Genomic DNA, 18273 nt, shown 5'->3' with positions numbered 1-18273 from the left:
AAGATAATTTGATGATTTTTAATTCTTGAAACCGTCGCATCTACGTGTCCTTTCCTAAGCTGAGATGGTTTGATATATGGTGAATCCCAAAAATCGTAATTAGCCTTAGTTTCTGCCCATGTACCACTAGCTTTAGGTACAGTGGATGTTGGTTTATCACTTAAGTTAGAAACAATTTTCATGAATCTATTTGTTCTTCTTGCATCTCCCAATTGAGTCTTTTATAATTCTTCCCTTACCCATTGATTGATCATTTTAATCTCATTCCTGGGAGATCGCCCGATCGTTTAACATCACAGATGTTGATTTTTGTCAAATTTATTGTTAAGAAAGATGTTTATAAAGCATAGTTTTTTAAGGGGGGTTAGGGGGGGATCTGTCTTAAGTGAACAGTATTGGGTTATATAAGAAGATAGAGATGAATACAGGACGATGCAATCGGATTTGATATTATTTGTTAGTTGGCAGTTGTTAGTTCCCACCAATGCCCAATGCTCAATGCTCAATGCCCAATGCCCTGTTTGGCCAATGCCCTGTTTGGCCAATTCCCAATTCCCAATTACATCAAAATTGCGGAAGATTCCGGCTTGCTGGCGTGACAAATACGATTTTTGCCTTCGGTTTTGGCTTGATAAAGGGCGCTGTCAGCGCTGCGAATTAGGATGTCGGGAGATTGCTGGGCAGAAGGAATCGCTGTGGCAATTCCGCAACTGACGGTAACGTAGGAGCCGATCGACGATCGCGCGTGGGGCAGTTGCAAGCTGGCAATGCGATCGCAAATTTTCCGGGCGACAATGTTTGCCCCTTCGGCGCTGGTGTTGGGCAGCACTATGGCAAATTCTTCGCCGCCGTAGCGGGCAGGCAAATCCCCAGCCCGCTTGGTACAAGAGGCGATCGCCTTAGCAACTTGGCGCAAACAATCGTCGCCGCCGAGGTGTCCGTAAAAGTCGTTATAAAGTTTAAAAAAGTCGATGTCAAACATAATTAAAGACACTGGCAGTTCCTCTCTTGCCAATCTGCGCCACTCTAACATCAAAACGCGATCGAACTGGCGGCGGTTGGCAATGCCCGTCAGTCCGTCAGTAGTGGCCAGTTCCTGCAATTTTTGATTGGCTATTGCTAGCTGGCGGTAAAGTTGAGATTGTTCGATCGCGATCGCCACTTGATTCGCCAAGTGCTGTAAAAAATCTATTTCCCACTGCTGCCATTCCCTCGTCTCGCTGCAATTGTATGCTGTCAGCATTCCCCACAAATTATTGCGATTTTCTCTCTCTAAATCCGGCGCACTTTTTCCCTGCACGTGCGGTTTGCCAACAGCCGGCAGCGAGAGATAATTTTCGGCTGCATATTGATTTTTTTCTGCATCCCAAATACTACCTTCTAGTCTTTGGTTTGCCGTTTCCCAGTCGCCCGATTGCCAAATTGGCACGCTTAAAACTGCTGCAATTTCACAATCTGCCAGCAATTCTTTGCAACTCCCAGACAATGCGGCCGCGTTCACATCTGCTATTGCTTGTACCGACTGGGATTCGAGCAAGAAAAAGCATGAAACTGCCAAAGCAGCATTAATATTTTGGTTTTCAATATAACCGTCTGGTAAACCGTCACCTGCGACGATCGCACCTTTTTGCTCTTCCCCGTCAAATTGAGACGCCCAATCCTGACAGCGATAAATTAAAACCCGGTCTGTGTTGAGAAATTGGCGCACTTCTGCTACGGTACTTTGAAGAATGCTTGCCGCGTCTATTGACGATCGAATATGTTCGATCATTTGTCCCAACAGCCGCTCTCGGATCGCCTGCTGTCGCAATTGTTCTTCGACTTGCTGGCGTTCGATCGCGTAATGGATTGCTCGCACCAGCAGAGTTCTCTGAAATCTTCCCTTTACCAAACAATCTTGAGCGCCCGATCGCAATACCGACAGCGCCGTATTCTCATCATTGCTATCCGTCAGCACCACAACTGGCACTGTGGGCGATCGGGCTTTCAAAACGGCGAGATCCTCGCTTCCCCCCAAGCCGTCTGACACTGACAAGTCTAATAGTACGGCGTCAAACTTTTCTGCTTCCAGACACGCCAGTCCCCTCTCCAGAGATGTAACAGTTTGGAGGCGAAACACAGCCTCGCTGAATGACCCTAAAAGATCTTCGATCAGCGTTGCATCTGCGAGGTCATCCTCAACCAACAAAATTTTCAGACATTGGTTACGTGTTAACACAACTATAGCGTTTGGAGCGGGTTTAAGGAAACTTTCTTGTTTTGAGAGCGATACTGGCGATCGGCACTAAACAACAATAATATCTTCTAGCGGCGGGTTGAACCCGGATTTTTTCTAGCCGGCAGTGGAGCACTGCTCTCACCCACCCTCCCCATCAGCCTGTTTATTTGTACATACCTACTGATTTGCGTTTGCGATCGAGCCAATATGTCGGTCTATCAAATTCAGTTTACACTCAAACTATCGATCTAGCCATCAATTAAAGCTTACAGATCCGCAGGCGGGAGCGAAACGATTTCAAACCAATACTGGCATAAAGTCTTCATTACTTCCACCAATCCTTGAAAAGTGACTGGTTTAGATATGAAAGAATTCGCACCCAAGCGGTAGCAAAGCAAGATATCTCCGCTGCGGTGCGACGTTGTGAGAATCACCACCGGAATTTGTTGAAACTGGGGGTCAGATCTGATCGAAGTTAGTGCTTCTCGCCCGTCAAGCCTCGGCATATTCAGATCCAAAAGTATCAGGTCTGGTCGATGCCAATTGCTGCCACCAGCATATTGACGGCGACGGTACAAATAGTCTAGCACTTGTTCTCCATTTTCCACAAATTCGCTTCTGATTGGTAATCGAACTTCTCGCAGTGCTTCCTCCACCAAAAAGCGCGTGTCCTCGTCATCGTTTGCTATTAAAATAGTAAATTTTTTCTTTTCATTTTTCTTTGGATAATTCACGGCTTGGCCTCACGACTAATTGATTTTGTGAGGTAGCGGGACTTGAAGCGGTTTGCGATCGCCTGCAAAGCATCTGTTGCCACGACGATCTGGCAAATCTGGCCCATAACACTGAATTTGTGTTGCAGCAATTGGCGGTTTTGCATAATTCGCAAATGTTTGTCACTAATCTTTGTTTCACTTGGCAGTCTCTGGGAGAACCGGCAAACGGCAAAGACATCAGAAATGCTTGTCCGGAAATTCCTACTAAAACTACTGTATCCCAAAGCCAGGTGCTCTGGATACAGTTGAAACAAACTGACAAGTCTGGCGCACACCGCTGATTTTTAAGTTGTATAGGGAGCGAGCTAATATCTTTATACTGAATGATTTTTAGCTTGATGTCATCAGTGAATATGCTAAAATTTATGAGTATTTGTATAAAAAAATGATAAATATATTTAGAGTTTAAGCAAATGACTGCTCACCGATCCAAGCAGAATGCTGATTTCAATGTGTAACAGGAACAGAAAAATAAAAAGTCGAGCCTCGACCAGGTGATGATTCTACCCAAAGCCGGCCGCCATGCCGATCGACAATTCTCTGACAAATCGCTAAACCGATACCTGTTCCCGAATACTCTTTTTGGGTGTGCAAGCGCTGAAAAATCTGAAAAATTCGTGGATGGTGCTGTTCGGGAATGCCAATACCGTTGTCCTGCACCGCAAACACCCAGTTATCCCCCTGAAGCGAAGCGCCCACCTGTACCACCGGCGCCTCGCTGCTACGGTATTTAATGGCATTGCCAATTAAATTTTGAAACAGTTGCAACAGTTGAAAACAGTCACCTCTTACCATTGGCAAATCGCCCCTAGTTACAGTAGCTTGATGCTTGCGGATTGCCAACTGCAAATTAGCGCAAGCATCCTCAAAAACCTGATTGCAATTTATCAGCTCAAAAGGTTTTTGACTGCGACCGACTCGCGAATACTCCAGCAAGTCATCAATCAGCGCCTGCATCCGCACGCAAGAATTAACAATATTGCCGACAAATTTATTCCCCTGGGCATCAAGTTGGTTTTGATAACGCCGTTCTAATAGTTGAGCGTAGCCTGCAATCGTGCCCAAAGGTGCTTGCAAATCGTGAGAAGCCACGTAGGCAAACTGTTCTAATTCGGCATTAGAACGAGTCAGTTCTTCAGCATAACGGGTTTGAGTTTCTAAACTTGCTTGCAGCAATTCTTGTACCAGCTTGCGCTCGGAAACATCCTCGATCGCACAAATCAAATATTGCGCGGTTCCCTCAGCATCGCGCATTACCGAAACAGTAACATTCGCCCAGCACACTTCCCGATCTTTGCAGATCAAACGCTTTTCCCGAGAAAAAGTTTGAATTTCCCCGCATAACAGCAACCGCACGTATTCTCTGCCAGCTTCGATGTCATCAGGGTGAGTAATTGCCTGCCAATCAAGCTGCAACAATTCCGATTCTGCATAGCGGACAATTTGGCAAAAGCCGGGATTTACTCGCAAAAATTCACCTGAAAGTGTAGTTTTAGCGATGCCCACTGCTGCTTGCTCAAATATCGCGCGGAAACGTTCTTCACTTTCTCGCAGGGCAATTTCTCCTCGTTTGCGATCGGTGATATTGCGAAATGTTACTGCCAGACCGTCGTTTAATTTGACGGCGACAATGTGCAGCCAAGCACTTGTCTCTGAATTGTGTTCGTAATAAAATTCTTGGTCTAAAATTTCTCCGGTTTCTACGACAGAAACGTACAAATCAAATAACCCATTATTGCGAATTTCGGGAATTTCTGCCAACAAATGATTGCCAACTATCGCATTTAATGGCCGACCAGAAATATTGTTGGCAGCAGGGTTGACTAACAGCCACAGGAAATCTACAATCTTTCCCTGACTGTTGCGGACGGCAGAATAAGCCACCACACCGTCTAAGGAACTATTTAAGACGCTAGCAAGCAGCGACTGCGACTGTTGCAGTTCAGTGTTTTGCTCTTTTAGTTGCTGTTGCAGTTTTTGCAAGCAGACTTGCTTGTCGATGCGCGCTAAAACTTCTTCTACTTGAAATGGCTTGAGAATATAGTCGGCGCCGCCCACTCGAAAAGCTTGTAATTTATCATTAATCTCATCTAATACACTTAAAAAAATCACCGGAATTTGTTCAGTTTCCGGTGTAGCTTTCAGTCTCCGACAAACTTCATAACCGTTCATTTCCGGCATTCTGATGTCGAGCAAAATTAAATCGGGGCAATGGGCGATCGCAGCCTTCAACGCCAGTTTACCGCAAATAGCTCGACAAACTTGATACCCCTGGGCAGTTAGCAGCTCGGATAAGAACCGCAGATTGCTCGGTTGGTCGTCAACCACCAATACTTTAATTTCACTATGCTCCATTTATTTTAAAATAGATTGAGTTAAATCCATTATCCTATCGAGTCGGTAATCTGCCAGCAAATCTTTTAAAGCCTCAGCTAACGTTGGATGAGTTTCCGAAATGCGATCGACAATTTGAATCGCCAGCTCTTCATCAACATCATTAACTGCGTCGTAGAGTTCCTGCACCCAACTTCGAGGCATCTGGGCGAGCAGCGGCGAGAAAAATGAATCTGGTTTTTCGCTCACAAAATAACGCCGTAAAGCCCCGACAGGGAGCGCGGGCAATTCTTGATAGATATAGCGCACTCCCAAGTAAGAAGCGATCTTATCAAAGAGCATTTGCTCTTGAAAAGGTTTCCGCACAAAATCGTCGCAACCTGCGGCAAGAATTTCGCCTTTTTTTTCCTCAAAAGTGCTAGCAGTCAGAGCAATAATTACAGTTCGACGCTCAGATGGTTTCTCTTTAGCTCTAATTTGTCTGACGGCTTCAAAACCGTCCATTACAGGCATTCGCGTATCCAGCCAAATTAAATCAGGGTGCCAACTTTCCCAAAGTTCAAGAGCTTGGAAGCCGTTTTCCGCTTCTCGGACTTCAAAACCAATTGGTTGCAGCATTTTCACCAGCAGCAGCCGATTTTCTTGATTGTCGTCAACTGCTAAAATCCGATAAATCGGTTGATCTGGTTGTAGTGCGATCGCCCGCTGCGATGTCGCCACTGTTATTTCAGATGAAGTAGCGGGAAATACTCGGATATTAAATTTAAAAATGGTTCCCTCACCTAAAACACTTTCTACCTCAATATCTCCGCCCATGATCTCTACATATTTTTTAGTGATTGTCAAACCCAATCCCGTACCGTCAGCCGCTTGTTTGCCAGCTTCTGTTTGCACGAAAGCCTCAAATAACTTGTCAATTTCTGCTGTTGCTATGCCAACTCCCGTGTCTTCAACTTCAAACAAAATAAAATAGCAATCGTCCGAAGTAGAATTAGGATAAACCTCCGATTTTGCGGGCTGGTGGTTGGCTTGCACAGCGCGCAGCCAAATACTGCCGCAGTTTGGTGTAAATTTTAGGGCATTTCCCAGCAAATTAATTAAACATACGCGCAGCTTTTTTTCATCAGTTTTGATGTATTGGGGAACATTCGGCTGCACGGAAAATCTTAGTTGCAAATTTTTGGTTTCAGCTTTGATTTGAAACATCTCTTCGAGAGTGTCGAGGAGTTGATAAAGGTCAAAGCTGCGTTCATCTAAGCCAATGATCCCGGCTTCTATTTTGGACAAGTCTAAAACATCGTTAATTAATTCCAGCAAATGTTGACCGCTGCGGTTGATAATTCGGAGATTTTCAATATTTTCGTGGCTGAGTAAAGAGTCGCGGCTCATGACTTGGGTAAAACCCAGGATGGCGTTCAGGGGAGTCCGCAATTCGTGGCTCATGTTGGCAACGAATTGACTTTTTGCTAGGGATGCAGCGGCTGCGGCTTCTTCGGCTTTTTTGCGTTCTATTATTTCTTGTTGCAGTTCGGTATTGCGATCGATCAATTGTTTTTTCAGTCTTTGGATGGTCAGTTGATGTTCGATTCTCGCTAAAACTTCTGCTACATGAAACGGTTTGGTTATAAAATCTACTCCTCCTACTTTAAAGGCGGTTACTTTGTCTAATACTTCATCTAAAGCGCTAATAAAAATAACTGGAATTTCTGATGTTTTCGGATCGAGCTTGAGCTGCGTGCAGACTTCATAGCCGTCCATTTCCGGCATTTTTATGTCGAGCAAAATCAAGTCTGGAGAACCTGAACGCGCTGCTCTGATTGCCATTTTGCCGTTAATTACGCCCCGGACTTTGTAGCCGCGATCCGACAGCGTTGCTGATAAAACTTGCAAATTTTCGGGAGTGTCGTCAACAATTAATATGTTGCCTTTATTATTTTCTGTTTTATTGGTGGTCATCGATGGTATTTTTTGTTAAATTGATAATTGCTGAAATTATGAAAACCGATTAAATCGTCATTATAGCACTCGCTCCAGCATCAACTACTTCTATATTTACAGAACTTACCTACAAAAAAACGATAAACCGGGTTTTTCAACCAAGATAGAGAGCCTTCAACAGTTGACAGTTGACCGCTTGACAGTTGACAGTTTGAGAGCGACCTCTACCTATAAAGAAGAGGATTGGAGTAATGAATAGTCTGATTTTAATTTCTCCCTCGAAGGCGGGCGGGCTTTCAACCAATTCTTTCTGGTAATACGATTTTAGATGGGGAATGAATGATTCCATCAGGGTTGGGAGCGCTGGCAAAGCAGTTGCTTTTTTTGTGTAACTGGTATAACGAGATATTTTCGTTATAAAACCCAGTTTCTTCGTCCACCTTTATACTGATTTAAATAATCATCAAAGATAGTTTAGCCGATCGCCCACGAGCAAGTTTAGCAATAGTCGATCGACCTCTACCATCAATAATCCCGAACCCGCTCTTCTCCTCTCCCCTCTCCCTTCCCCCTTCTTCCTTCTTCCTTCTTACTTCTTCCTTCTTCCTTCTTCCCTCTTCCTTCTTCCTTCTTCCCTCAAACATTTCTAAATTCCTCAATCAAATCAATAATCCGATCGCACCGGAAGTTATTCGCCAAATCGGCGATCGCGCTGCGGTAAGGAGCATCAACAGGAGGAATCGACAACAGCAGCCGAAAAATCTCCTCGTTATCAACCGAATCCGCCGCCTCGTACAACTCATCAACCCATTGGGGAGGCATAGCTTCAAAAAATGAAGAATTCAGCGCAACAGGCAAAGGAGCCGTCACAGTCGGCGCCGAAACGTCACCACCAGCCACAGCATCAGAACTTAGCGAAGCTTCTCGATCGTAAACATAGCGGACACCCAGATACTTAGCCATCTTTTCCAGAATGACTTGTTCCCGAAAAGGCTTCGCGACAAAATCATCGCACCCAGCAGACAAAATCACCGATCGCTCTTCATCAAAAGCACTCGCCGTCAGAGCAATAATCACCGTTGCTTGACCCTTCAAATGCGCTTTAATCTGTTTAGTAGCTTCGTAGCCATCCATCACCGGCATCCGCATATCCATCCAAATCAAATGAGGTTCCCAACTCGACCACATGGACAAAGCTTCAACGCCATTTTCAGCCTGCCGCACAGTAAAACCGAGACATGACAGCATTCTCACCAGCAACAAACGGCTTTCCAGGCGATCGTCCACAGCTAAAATGCGGTATTCCGGCTGTCCGGGTTCCAGGCCCACAACGCGACGAGTTGTTTGAGCCACCTGAATTTCCACTTCATTAGGGAGCGAAACTTTAACATCAAATCTAAAAATGCTGCCGTTACCGACGCTGCTTGTCACCGTCATTTCTCCTCCCATTAACTCAACGAACTGTTTGCTGATCGGCAAGCCTAAACCAGTTCCTTCATGAGCTTTTTTCCCGCTTTCTGTCTGAGCAAAAGGCTTAAACAAACTATCCATTTCTTGGGCAGAAATTCCCGCCCCCGTGTCTTCCACTTCAAAGAGCAAGCAGCAATTTGCGATCCTCTTCGAGGGCTGCGCTAACGGCGGAATCTCTTCGTTATTTCTATTTGACAACAGCTCATGTTTGATTCTCAAGTTGACACCACCTTCCGCCGTAAACTTGATCGCATTTCCCACCACATTAATTAATACTTGACGCAACTTACTTTCATCTGTTTCTACATATTGAGGGAGGTTGGGCGCAGCATCACAAATTAACTGCAACCCTTTTTTTTCGGCTTGCAGCTTCAGCATATCTTCAGTATTTTCTAGCATTCTGTGCAAGTCGAAGGTGCTGTTATTGAGTGTCACCAGCCCGACTTCGATTTTTGACATTTGCAGAATATTGTTGATCAGATCGAGCAAATGTTCCCCGCTGCGGCTAATAATTCCTAAATATTGCTGTTGGTCACTACCGAAGGCTGCGTCGCGCGCCAGCAGTTGAGTGAAACCGAGAATCGCGTTGAGGGGAGTTCGCAATTCGTGGCTCATATTCGATAAAAATTCACTTTTCGCCCTGTTCGCTCTGTCGGCTTCTTCTTTGGCTTTTTGCAGCGATATTTCTGCTTGTTTGCGCTCAGTAATATCGCTGGCAGTGCCTGTGGTGCCGGTGATATTTCCTGCTGCATCCAATCGCGCGATCGCCTTTGTATTGACATCTATCTGCCTGCCGTCTTTCCCTAATACTATACTTTCGTACTGAAACACAGCATCTCCCGTCAGCAAGCGCTGCTGAAGTTCTCGGTTCCGGTCTATCTGTGCTGGTGCTAAGAAATCGCTAAAAGAATAGCCGAGCATTTCTTCCGGGTCATAACCGTAGATTTGTTTGACAGCTTGGTTGACAAAAGTCAGGTGTCCTTGGGCATCGCAAGACCAGATAATATCTTGGGAAGTTTCAACTAAATGACGGTATTTTTCTTCGCTTTCTGCTAATGCTATTTCCGCCAGTTTGCGGGCAGTAATGTCCATCAAAGTTGTGAAGAGTTTAGTCACTTGCCCTTGTTTGTTGACAACTACTTCTCCTCTGGATTCGATGTAGCGGATCGAGCCGCCTTCACTTGTCTGTGACGGGCAAGTATCCGCAGCAATTGTCGATTCCGGGCGCAGGATGCGATATTCCAAACTGTAGGATTTGCCGCTAGCAATAGCAGCGTCGATCGTTGTTTGCCATTTTTGGCGATCGTCCGGATGCACGTATTGTGCAAATTCACTTAGTGTTGGCGCAGCCTCGGTTGCATCGAGATCGAAAATATGAGATAATTCTTCCGACCAAGTAGTTGTATTGGCAGAAAAATCGCATTCCCAATTGCCGACGCGGGCGATTCTCTGCGCTGCGGCTAAAGATGCAGCTAGAGCCCGGAGTTTTTCTTCTGCCAATTTGCGATCGCTAATATCTTGAATCACCGAAATCACGCAGGTTTCGCCGTGAATGTCAATGATTTCAGCAGACACCAGCCCGGTTCTGAGTTCCCCAGTTTTAGTGCGCCAATCAAATTCGTAGTTACGAACAATTTTTTGTTCGTCTAACATTGCAAACAACTTGGCGCGGGCTTGTGTACTTTCCCAAAGATTCAAATCAAGCGCCGTGCGATCGATAATTTCTGCTATCGAATAACCAATTGTCTGACAAAAAGCCTCATTGACTTCTAAATAACGACCGTCTTTAAGTCTGGCAATAGTAATCGGGTTGGGAGAAGAACGAAAAGCTTTAGCAAACTTTTCCTCAGACAAGCTCAGTTGTGCAGTCCGCTCCTCAACTAAAGTTTCCAATTCTTGATTCAGCTTTTGGAGTTGAGCATTTTGTTCCCCTAATTGCTTCTCCATAAAATAGCTGTTGACCGCTTCTTTTAAGGTCAACTTCAAATCTTCTGACTGCCAAGGCTTAGATATGTAGCGGTACAATTTAGCATATTTAATAGTATTCGCCACAGCTTCGAGGTCTGCTTGCCCCGTCAGCATGATTTTGATGGTTTTTGGTGAAATTATGTGAATCTGCTTCAGTAATTCGTCCCCTTTGATATTGGGCATCAGGTAGTCGGAAATCACAGCCACGATTTCGCAACCCTCTTCCAGCAATTCATCTATCAACTCTAAAGCCTCTTCGCCGCCTTCGGCTGTTTCTAATAAATGTTCTTCTCCCAAGGCTTTTTTTAACTCAATCTTCAAACTTTCAAGGATGATCGGTTCGTCATCCACGCAAATAATCACAGGTTTATTGTTCATATTTTTGCTAAACCAGATTTTATAGTTTCTACTAATTCTTGACCGTCCCACGGCTTGTACAAACAGCGGTGCAAGTTTGCCTGCTCTTTCACCCGTTGTATTGCTATTTCATCAGCTTGCCCGGTCAGCATAACTTTCACAATATTGGGATATTTTTGGTGAACCCGGATCAAAAATTCATCTCCTTTAAGACCCGGCATCAACCAGTCAGATACTATGACCAAAATATCGCTTTCCTCTTCTCCTTGAATTTCCTCAATAATTTCGAGAGCTTCATCGGCATTTTCTGCTACTTCATAGAGGTAATCATCACCAAATTCTTTTTTCAGTTGAATCTTCAAACTGTTTAAGATTACAACTTCATCGTCAACACACAAAATTACTGGTTTTGGCATAAAATTTTACTCTTTTTTGATTTTAAAATTAACGGGCAGATTGAGCCAAATTTTAATTATTGGTCTCAGTGATTTCGATAGGCAAGGATACAGTAAATTTGGTTTGACCAGGCACGCTTTCTACTTGCAGTTTACCTTGGTGTTTTTTAATGATTTTATGAACGATATCCAATCCCAAGCCGCTGCCTTCTCCAGGAGGTTTAGTAGTGAAAAATGGCTCAAAAATTCTAGGCATAATCTCTGGAGGAATGCCGGGGCCGCTGTCGGTAATACTGACTGATATTGCGTTATCTTGGTGTTTGACCTCAATTTTTAACAGTCCTTTGTTGCCCATCGCTTGTAAAGCATTATGAAGCAAATTTGTCCAAACTTGATTTAGTTCATCAGGATAGCATAGCATAGAGGGTAAATCATTAACATAATTCCTGACGACTTCCACACCATGTTTGATTTGGTAGTGGTAAAGCGTTAAAACAGTATCAATCCCGTCGGTAATATTGGCGATCGCCTTGGAACCCGACTGGTCGTAACGAGAATAGCTTTTCAAGGCAAAAACAATTTTGGCTGCCCTATCTGTCGCAGTAACAATATTTTTAGTGCTTTTTTGTACCGTAGCAAATTCGTAAGCGGTTTGTAAAATATTTGGACTTGCGCTGTCTTTCAACAAAGGTAAAAAACGTTCTAAATTATTGCAAATACCAATATCTAACAAGGTACAAGCAAGGCTGTCAGCGTCGTCAATTTTTTCTGATTCTAATTGCCGCTGCAAAAGTTTTTTCAACTGACGTTTTTCTTTACTAGATAAGTTGTCTGTTTCCTTACTTGAGTTGTACAGCAGGGCAAAGAAATCCTGCTGCCGTTCCGGGGATAGTTGCTTGAAAAATATCGGTAACTGGTGCAATTGTTCGGCCCAGAAGTCGGCGATGTTCTGCACCGAAGAGCGAATCGCCCCTAAAGGAGAATTGATTTCGTGGGCAACTCCGGCAATTAACTGTCCGAGGGCTGCCATTTTTTCTGATTGAATCAGCTCTTGTTGAGTGCGCTTCAGTTCTTCTAGGGTATGAGCTAATTCTACATTTTTTTTGCACAGCGCTGACTCTGCTAGTTTGCGGGCGCTGATGTTGCGGGCAACCCAAATCACTGCATCTTTTGAGAACAGAGAAATACAGGCGGAAAACCAAATTTCGCGATCGCCAACTGTTAAACTGTAGTCGAAATTGAGGGTTTGTTGCGTCTCTAACACTTGCTGAACTAGCATCCACCAATCATCGGGGTTGTCGTCGTCAAAAAAATGTTCGACCGTCAGGCTGACTAGATCGCAATCCGGCTCATAAACTGCCGCCGTATTAGTCGGCAAAACCTCTATGTTGCCATGAATATTTAGTACGAGAACGATGTCTGTCATCGCTTCAAAAACTGCACGAACTTTGGTTTCAGAAAAGTGTAATTTTTCTTCTAGCAATTTGCGATCGCTAATTTCTTGCTGTAATTCTTGGTTGCTGGCTCCTAGTTGAACCGTGCGTTCTCGAACTCGCTGCTCCAGTTCGGTGTTGAGGCGGCGGACTTCAGCTTCAGCGGTGGCGCGGTCTTGTATTTCCTTCTTTAACTGACTGTTCGTGTTAATTAATTCTAAAGTACGCAGCTTAATTTGCTCTTCTAGATTTTCATTTAATAACCGCAACTGTTCCTCTATTTCGGTTCTGCGAAGCGCTTCTTTTTGCAATTGTTCGTTCACTTTTTTTAACTCCAGGATATTTTCGGCAACTGTTTCCTGCAAAAGCTCGACATTCGCGTGCATTTCTACCGGATCTAAGGCGTGCAGCAGGCTACTTTGGGTGACAATTCCGGCTAAATATCCTCCCTCGTCCACCACCACCAAGCGCCGGATGTGGTGATCCTGCATGAACTGGTGAGCCTCCCACAATGTGGCTTTTGCCTGCAACGGCATCAGGGGAAAACTCATCGCGGCGGCGGCGCGAGTGCCAGCGAAATCGAGTCCGGTAGCTTGGAATTTAACAATGTCCCGTTCTGTAATTATGCCCACTGGTTTCTGATTTTTGTTGTCGCACTCATTGCAAATGACTATGCAGCTTTTGCGCTCAGTTGCCATCTGTTTTGCCACTTCTAAAACTGAGGTGTTAGTTGAGGCAATTCTTACTTCTGCGGTCATAATTTCTTCGGCGCGCCGCATTTGCAGCAAGTCGCCCGGTTTCAGGATTTGACGGATGCTTTCTCCGGTGATGGCGCCCAGCAAGTTTCCGCTGTTGTCTGTAACGGGCAAGTGACGGATTTTTGCCGATCGCAATATACTCAATATTCTGAAGATATTCCCCGCTTTATCAAGGGAAATCGCGATCGGCTTTTCAGTCATTACCTCAGCAATTATCAGCCCTGCTAGCGGTATTTCGCTCGCAGTTATTTTCACAACATCGCGCTCCGTAAAAATTCCGATCAGTTGCCGCTCAAACGCGATTAAAACGCAACTAGCCCTCGCCTGAGTCATGGCGGCGATCGCGACTTTCAAGGGTGTATCTGGAGGCAGTACCGGCGGTTTGCGGTCGATCGCCTGTTCTAAGAAGCTTTGGCTATCAGAAACTGTTATTGACATGGGCAAATCAAGGGGGAGATGCAGGTGGAACCGGCAATTAATGCCATTTTAGCTTTGAGCTTTGACAATGACTGCACCCTGACCGCGATCGAAGTCTGACATCCGTCTAAAGTTGTATTTTTGGTCGCGCCTCGGTATAATTTTGGGGAGCATCTCAGTTTTGTAAAAAACATTTTTTTTCTTTGAGTGCTGTCCCGGCTCGCGAGTTATAGAATACGCGAGCCGGGACAGCACTATAAAAGCAAAAATGAGATGCTCCCTAATTTTTATTGTAATAGCGCTAAACGGCGATCGGAATTGACACGATAAAGCTCGTTTGACCGATCGCAGATGTTACTTCTATCTTACCCGAATGTTTTTCGACAATTTTCTTAACAATATCCAGTCCCAAGCCGCTGCCTTCTCCGGCGGGTTTTGTGGTAAAGAAGGGTTCAAATATTCGCGGCAAAATTTCCGGGGGAATTCCTGTGCCGTTATCCGTAACGCCCACCAACAGGATCTGATTTTCTACTCTGACATCTAATGTTAAAATTCCGCAATTGTTCATTGCTTGCAGGGCGTTGTGAATCAGATTTGTCCAAACTTGATTGAGTTCGTCTGGATAGCACAGCAATTCAGGCACTCCATCTTGATAATTCCTCACAACTTCTACTCCGTGTTTGAGTTGGTTATAATAAAGAGTTAATATAGTTTCAATTCCCTCAGTAATATTAGCAATAACCTTTTCTCCCGTAGAGTTAGAGCGAGAATATGCTTTTAAAGCAAAAACTACTTTTGCAGCTCTATCTGTAGCTGTGATAATAGTATTCGTACTTCTTTGCAAAGCAGTAAATTGATAGGCTTGCTGTAAAATATCCGAGCTAGTGGGGTCTTGCAGCAAAGGCAAAATTGATTCGATATTGTCGTAAATGCCGATATCAACTAAGGTGTCTGCTACTGTTTCTGAATTTGCCACAGAATTGTTTGATAGCTGCTGAATCAAAGCTCTTTTAAACTGGCGTTTTTCTCGGTTGGAAAAGAGCATCGCCTGCGACTGGTATTTGGGGAGCAGCGTCAATAAATCAGAGTAACCTTCTGGGGACATTTTGTGGAAAAAATCCGCGATTTGGGCCAGATTTTGATTGAAAAAATCGGCTAAATTCTCGACAGACGATCGAATCGCACCCAGGGGAGTATTGATTTCGTGAGCCACACCAGCAACTAGCTGTTCCAATGCTGCCATTTTTTCCGATTGAATCAGCTCTCGTTGCGTTGCTTGCAGGTGTTGCAGGGCTTCCGAGAGTTCTCTGGTGCGATCGGCTACTTGCATTTCCAAGGTTCTGTTGTACTCTGCTACCAGTTTCTCAGCTTGTTTGCGATCGGTGATATCGCTGAAAGCAGTAATCGCATAGACAATATTGTTTTTGTTGTCAAAAATAGGTTGCGAGTGCATTTCCAAAGGCACAATCTTCCCGGATCTGCGGACTTCTAAATTATCGGCGATCGCACTTTCGCCATTGAGAGCTCGCCAAGCCGGCAGTTGTTGTTCAGAACAGGGGCTTTCCTTTCCTGATATATAAATTTCAGAAGCTGATATCAACTCTTCACCTGTAGCTGACGGCGCCAAAATTCGATCCAGCAACCGCTGTCCAGTTTCATTGATGTAGGATACCTTACCCTGGGGATTATGTACCGTTATTCCCACAGGTAAAGCTTCTAAAAACTGCGTCAACTTGCTCTGACTTTCCCGCACTTCTGCGTAAAGTTTAGCGTTAGCAATAGAAACAGCAGCCTGCGTCGATAACAGTTGCAAAACCTCTACCCTGTCATCAGTAAAAGCACTCGTAGTGAGATTGTTCTCTAAATAAACCATCCCAATTAATTGACCTTGATTCAGCAAGGGCGCGCACAATATAGATTGAGAATTATGTCTGACAATATACGGATCGCGCGTAAATCTTCCTTTGTTAGCTGCGTCACTTTCTACAACATTTCTTTTCCTCCGAGCGACATAATTGATAATGGAAACAGGCAGGCACTTTTCAGCAGGAACCGACTGCAAAACATCCACGCGATCGCCATCTAATTTTCCCGAAGCTTCTACCAAAAACTTACCTCGGCTTTCCAAAATCAAAAAACCATTTTCTGCCCCCGCATTTTGCAGCATAATTCTCATCAACTTCGCCAGTAACTTGTCCAGCACAATCTCGCTAGCGATCGCAGCAAAGGCTTTCATCACTGCCGCCAAATCAAAAGTTTGGCCCGAATCGTGGCTGCTGGAAATATTAGTAACTGTAGCGCTGTCGCTGGCAATGCTAGTTGACACTGGAATTCTGATTAAAAATTGGGGATAGTGTGTTTCCAAATCCTCAACTTTAGCTTGAGCTCCCCAGTGAGTGTAACCATAGTGAGCATCAGCCAAATAAACTCGTGCAATCTTCTCTTTTCCCCAACCGATATAGAACTTAGCTGCAAGTTCGTTAGCGAGAGCTTCTTCGTTAAGATATTCGTTTTGCTTCGCCAAACCAATCGCGCGATCGTACTCCTCCATTGCCTGAAAATTATCGCCCAAAACCCGATATTTCTCAGCCTCAACCAGATGAAATTTGTGCAAGTGATTCATGGGGGCGCGTGCAGCCCATGTCTGCATTTTCTTTTGGTTTTCTCCTACTCTTTCGAGCAGCATCTCTCTCCAATACATCCGCCTCAGAACAAGCAGCTAGTGCAGCCAAAGAATCATAAAAATGAAACACCGGCACAGTTAAAAAACCAGTTCCTCCCATTAAACCTTGTCTAAATTTACCTGCATTTTCCAGTGCTTGGCACAAATCCCCGAATAAATAACACAGTATTAGCTTGTGCAAATAAAAGTAATGTATTCCCGTGCGATCGTTCGCTTTCGCCAGCAACGGTAGCAGATGCTCTTCTTCGCAAGCTGTCCCCGATAAATTGCAAGGATTCTCTGCTTCACCCAGCAAGTTAAGCACCGCTTGATGAAATATTTGATTGCACTGCAAGTTGATTGATTGCTTGAGTTGAGCCAGCAGGTTGCTAGATTCAGCAATTTCGACTTTTAGATTTGTAAGTTCTTGCCCTACCAAATAAGCATATTGAGATTTTTGTTTGGCACAATAAGCGACAAACTCAAAATCTCCATTTTTGAGCGCACTTTGATAGCTTTCTCGGAACATTGGCAGGGTTTCCCTGACATGATATTTGCTGTGAGCGATACAAGCTGCTACTATATATAATATTTTCCCTTTGAGGTTTTTTGCATTGAACATTGATGCTAAGTTTAAAGCCAATTCCCCTAACTTATTTGCCGATTCAATGTCTTGAGATTCGTAGTTCATAACTACGCCCCAAGCTGCGTAGAAAAAGGCAGAAAGCGGTGAATTTTCAGGTAGTCCCCTGAAGGAAAGGATCGACCGAATAAAACTGAATTCAAAGAAAAGTAGGCATTTAGAGTTGTAAATTAGCATTGTAATGATGGACAAACCGCCAAATTGCAGCAATATGATTTTCTAATTTTTTATAGAAGGCTAAGCTCTTTCTTACCAGTCGAGAAACTCGTTGTCGAATAGTACAGTTGAAGCGCTCGATATAGCTAGTCAAACCACTATCTTTATCTACACGGCGTGATGACGTTTGCTGGGTAATACAGAATCATAAGCACAAAACGTGGTCGGTATAAATTACTGCACATTGACGGTACACTGGTGGTATTGAATCCCATAAAGCGCTCGCCGATGCTGCGCTACGATCTCCAATATGTACACCAACAATTTCCCTAGTCTCGGCGTCCAATGCCAGCCAGACCCACTGCTGATTTCCTTTACTATCAACGAATGACCATAACTCATCCATCTGAACATTCAAGCGCTTTTTTTCCTTGGGAGTCACTTCCACTTGCTTCTTAACAGCAGCCGCTTGGCTATTAACGTATCGCTGCACTGTATCTTCTGACACTTGTAGTACCCGAGCAATTCCCGCCTGAGAAATACGTTCAAGTAGCATCCGTGACATTAATTCCTTTTGTTCTTTTGTAATAGGTTTCCATGCCGGATTTAAAACAAATTGACGACCACATTCTCGGCATTTATAATGAAAGTTTATGATGCCGAGTTTTACCGTTCCGACTAACTTCTTTTGAGCCACAATTAGGGCAACAATTAATTTCTAATGTCATATCACGCTATGGCAAACACT

General features: G+C 44.3%; 12 protein-coding genes and 1 pseudogene. 1 reads left to right on the top strand and 12 read right to left on the bottom strand.

Annotated elements, in window-relative coordinates; genetic code table 11:
- The 3 genes from JGK07_RS27625 to JGK07_RS27615 all read right to left on the bottom strand — a co-directional run.
- The coding region (locus JGK07_RS27625) for a transposase DNA-binding-containing protein (RefSeq protein WP_293186057.1) at window positions 1-182 on the bottom strand (182 nt) is incomplete at its 3' end.
- Between the two features lie 377 nt (window positions 183-559).
- Window positions 560-2218 carry a diguanylate cyclase gene (locus JGK07_RS27620; RefSeq protein ID WP_293186056.1) on the bottom strand — a complete coding sequence of 553 codons (1659 nt, stop codon included), beginning with the start codon at window positions 2216-2218 and terminating at the stop codon, window positions 560-562.
- 266 nt (window positions 2219-2484) lie between these two features.
- Window positions 2485-2952 carry a response regulator gene (locus JGK07_RS27615; protein WP_293186054.1) on the bottom strand — a complete coding sequence of 156 codons (468 nt, stop codon included), beginning with the start codon at window positions 2950-2952 and terminating at the stop codon, window positions 2485-2487.
- A 155-nt stretch (window positions 2953-3107) separates the two neighbouring features.
- Here JGK07_RS27615 and JGK07_RS27610 point away from each other — a divergent pair, with 155 nt between their 5' ends.
- A complete protein-coding gene (locus JGK07_RS27610; RefSeq protein ID WP_293186052.1) occupies window positions 3108-3275 on the top strand; it encodes a hypothetical protein in 168 nt (55 codons plus the stop codon).
- 166 nt (window positions 3276-3441) lie between these two features.
- On the opposite strand, the gene JGK07_RS27605 is transcribed toward JGK07_RS27610, so the two are convergent.
- The 9 genes and pseudogenes from JGK07_RS27605 to JGK07_RS27565 form a co-directional block, all read right to left on the bottom strand.
- Window positions 3442-5349: an ATP-binding protein gene (locus JGK07_RS27605; protein WP_293186051.1), complete on the bottom strand. Its 1908-nt coding sequence runs from the start codon at window positions 5347-5349 to the stop codon at window positions 3442-3444.
- Entirely contained in the window at window positions 5350-7284 is a 1935-nt protein-coding gene (locus JGK07_RS27600) for a response regulator (RefSeq protein WP_293186050.1), read from the bottom strand.
- Window positions 7285-7718: 434 nt separating this feature from the next.
- Window positions 7719-7925 carry a hypothetical protein gene (locus JGK07_RS27595; protein ID WP_293186049.1) on the bottom strand — a complete coding sequence of 69 codons (207 nt, stop codon included), beginning with the start codon at window positions 7923-7925 and terminating at the stop codon, window positions 7719-7721.
- Complete coding sequence (locus JGK07_RS27590) at window positions 7903-11082, bottom strand: PAS domain S-box protein (protein ID WP_293186047.1); 3180 nt, start codon at window positions 11080-11082, stop codon at window positions 7903-7905. Before JGK07_RS27590 ends, JGK07_RS27595 begins: the two co-directional genes overlap by 23 nt.
- A complete protein-coding gene (locus JGK07_RS27585) occupies window positions 11079-11477 on the bottom strand; it encodes a response regulator (RefSeq protein ID WP_293186045.1) in 399 nt (132 codons plus the stop codon). The genes JGK07_RS27590 and JGK07_RS27585 overlap by 4 nt, the downstream gene beginning before the upstream one ends.
- A gap of 52 nt (window positions 11478-11529) precedes the next feature.
- Window positions 11530-14085, bottom strand: a complete 2556-nt coding sequence (locus JGK07_RS27580; RefSeq protein WP_293197054.1) for a CBS domain-containing protein — start codon at window positions 14083-14085, stop codon at window positions 11530-11532.
- A 280-nt stretch (window positions 14086-14365) separates the two neighbouring features.
- Window positions 14366-16687, bottom strand: a complete 2322-nt coding sequence (locus tag JGK07_RS27575; RefSeq protein ID WP_293200957.1) for an ATP-binding protein — start codon at window positions 16685-16687, stop codon at window positions 14366-14368.
- The gene (locus tag JGK07_RS27570; RefSeq protein WP_293193420.1) at window positions 16656-17417 is read right to left on the bottom strand and encodes a hypothetical protein; all 762 of its coding nucleotides are present in this window, start codon (window positions 17415-17417) and stop codon (window positions 16656-16658) included. Before JGK07_RS27570 ends, JGK07_RS27575 begins: the two co-directional genes overlap by 32 nt.
- Before the next feature lie 160 nt (window positions 17418-17577).
- Window positions 17578-18222 (bottom strand): annotated as a pseudogene (locus tag JGK07_RS27565) (IS1 family transposase); the annotation flags it as partial.
- Between the last annotated feature and the right edge of the window lie 51 nt (window positions 18223-18273).

The organism is Microcoleus sp. PH2017_24_DOB_U_A, assembly GCF_020738205.1.
GTDB lineage: Bacteria > Cyanobacteriota > Cyanobacteriia > Cyanobacteriales > Microcoleaceae > Microcoleus.
This window is presented reverse-complemented; position numbering and strand designations above follow the sequence as displayed.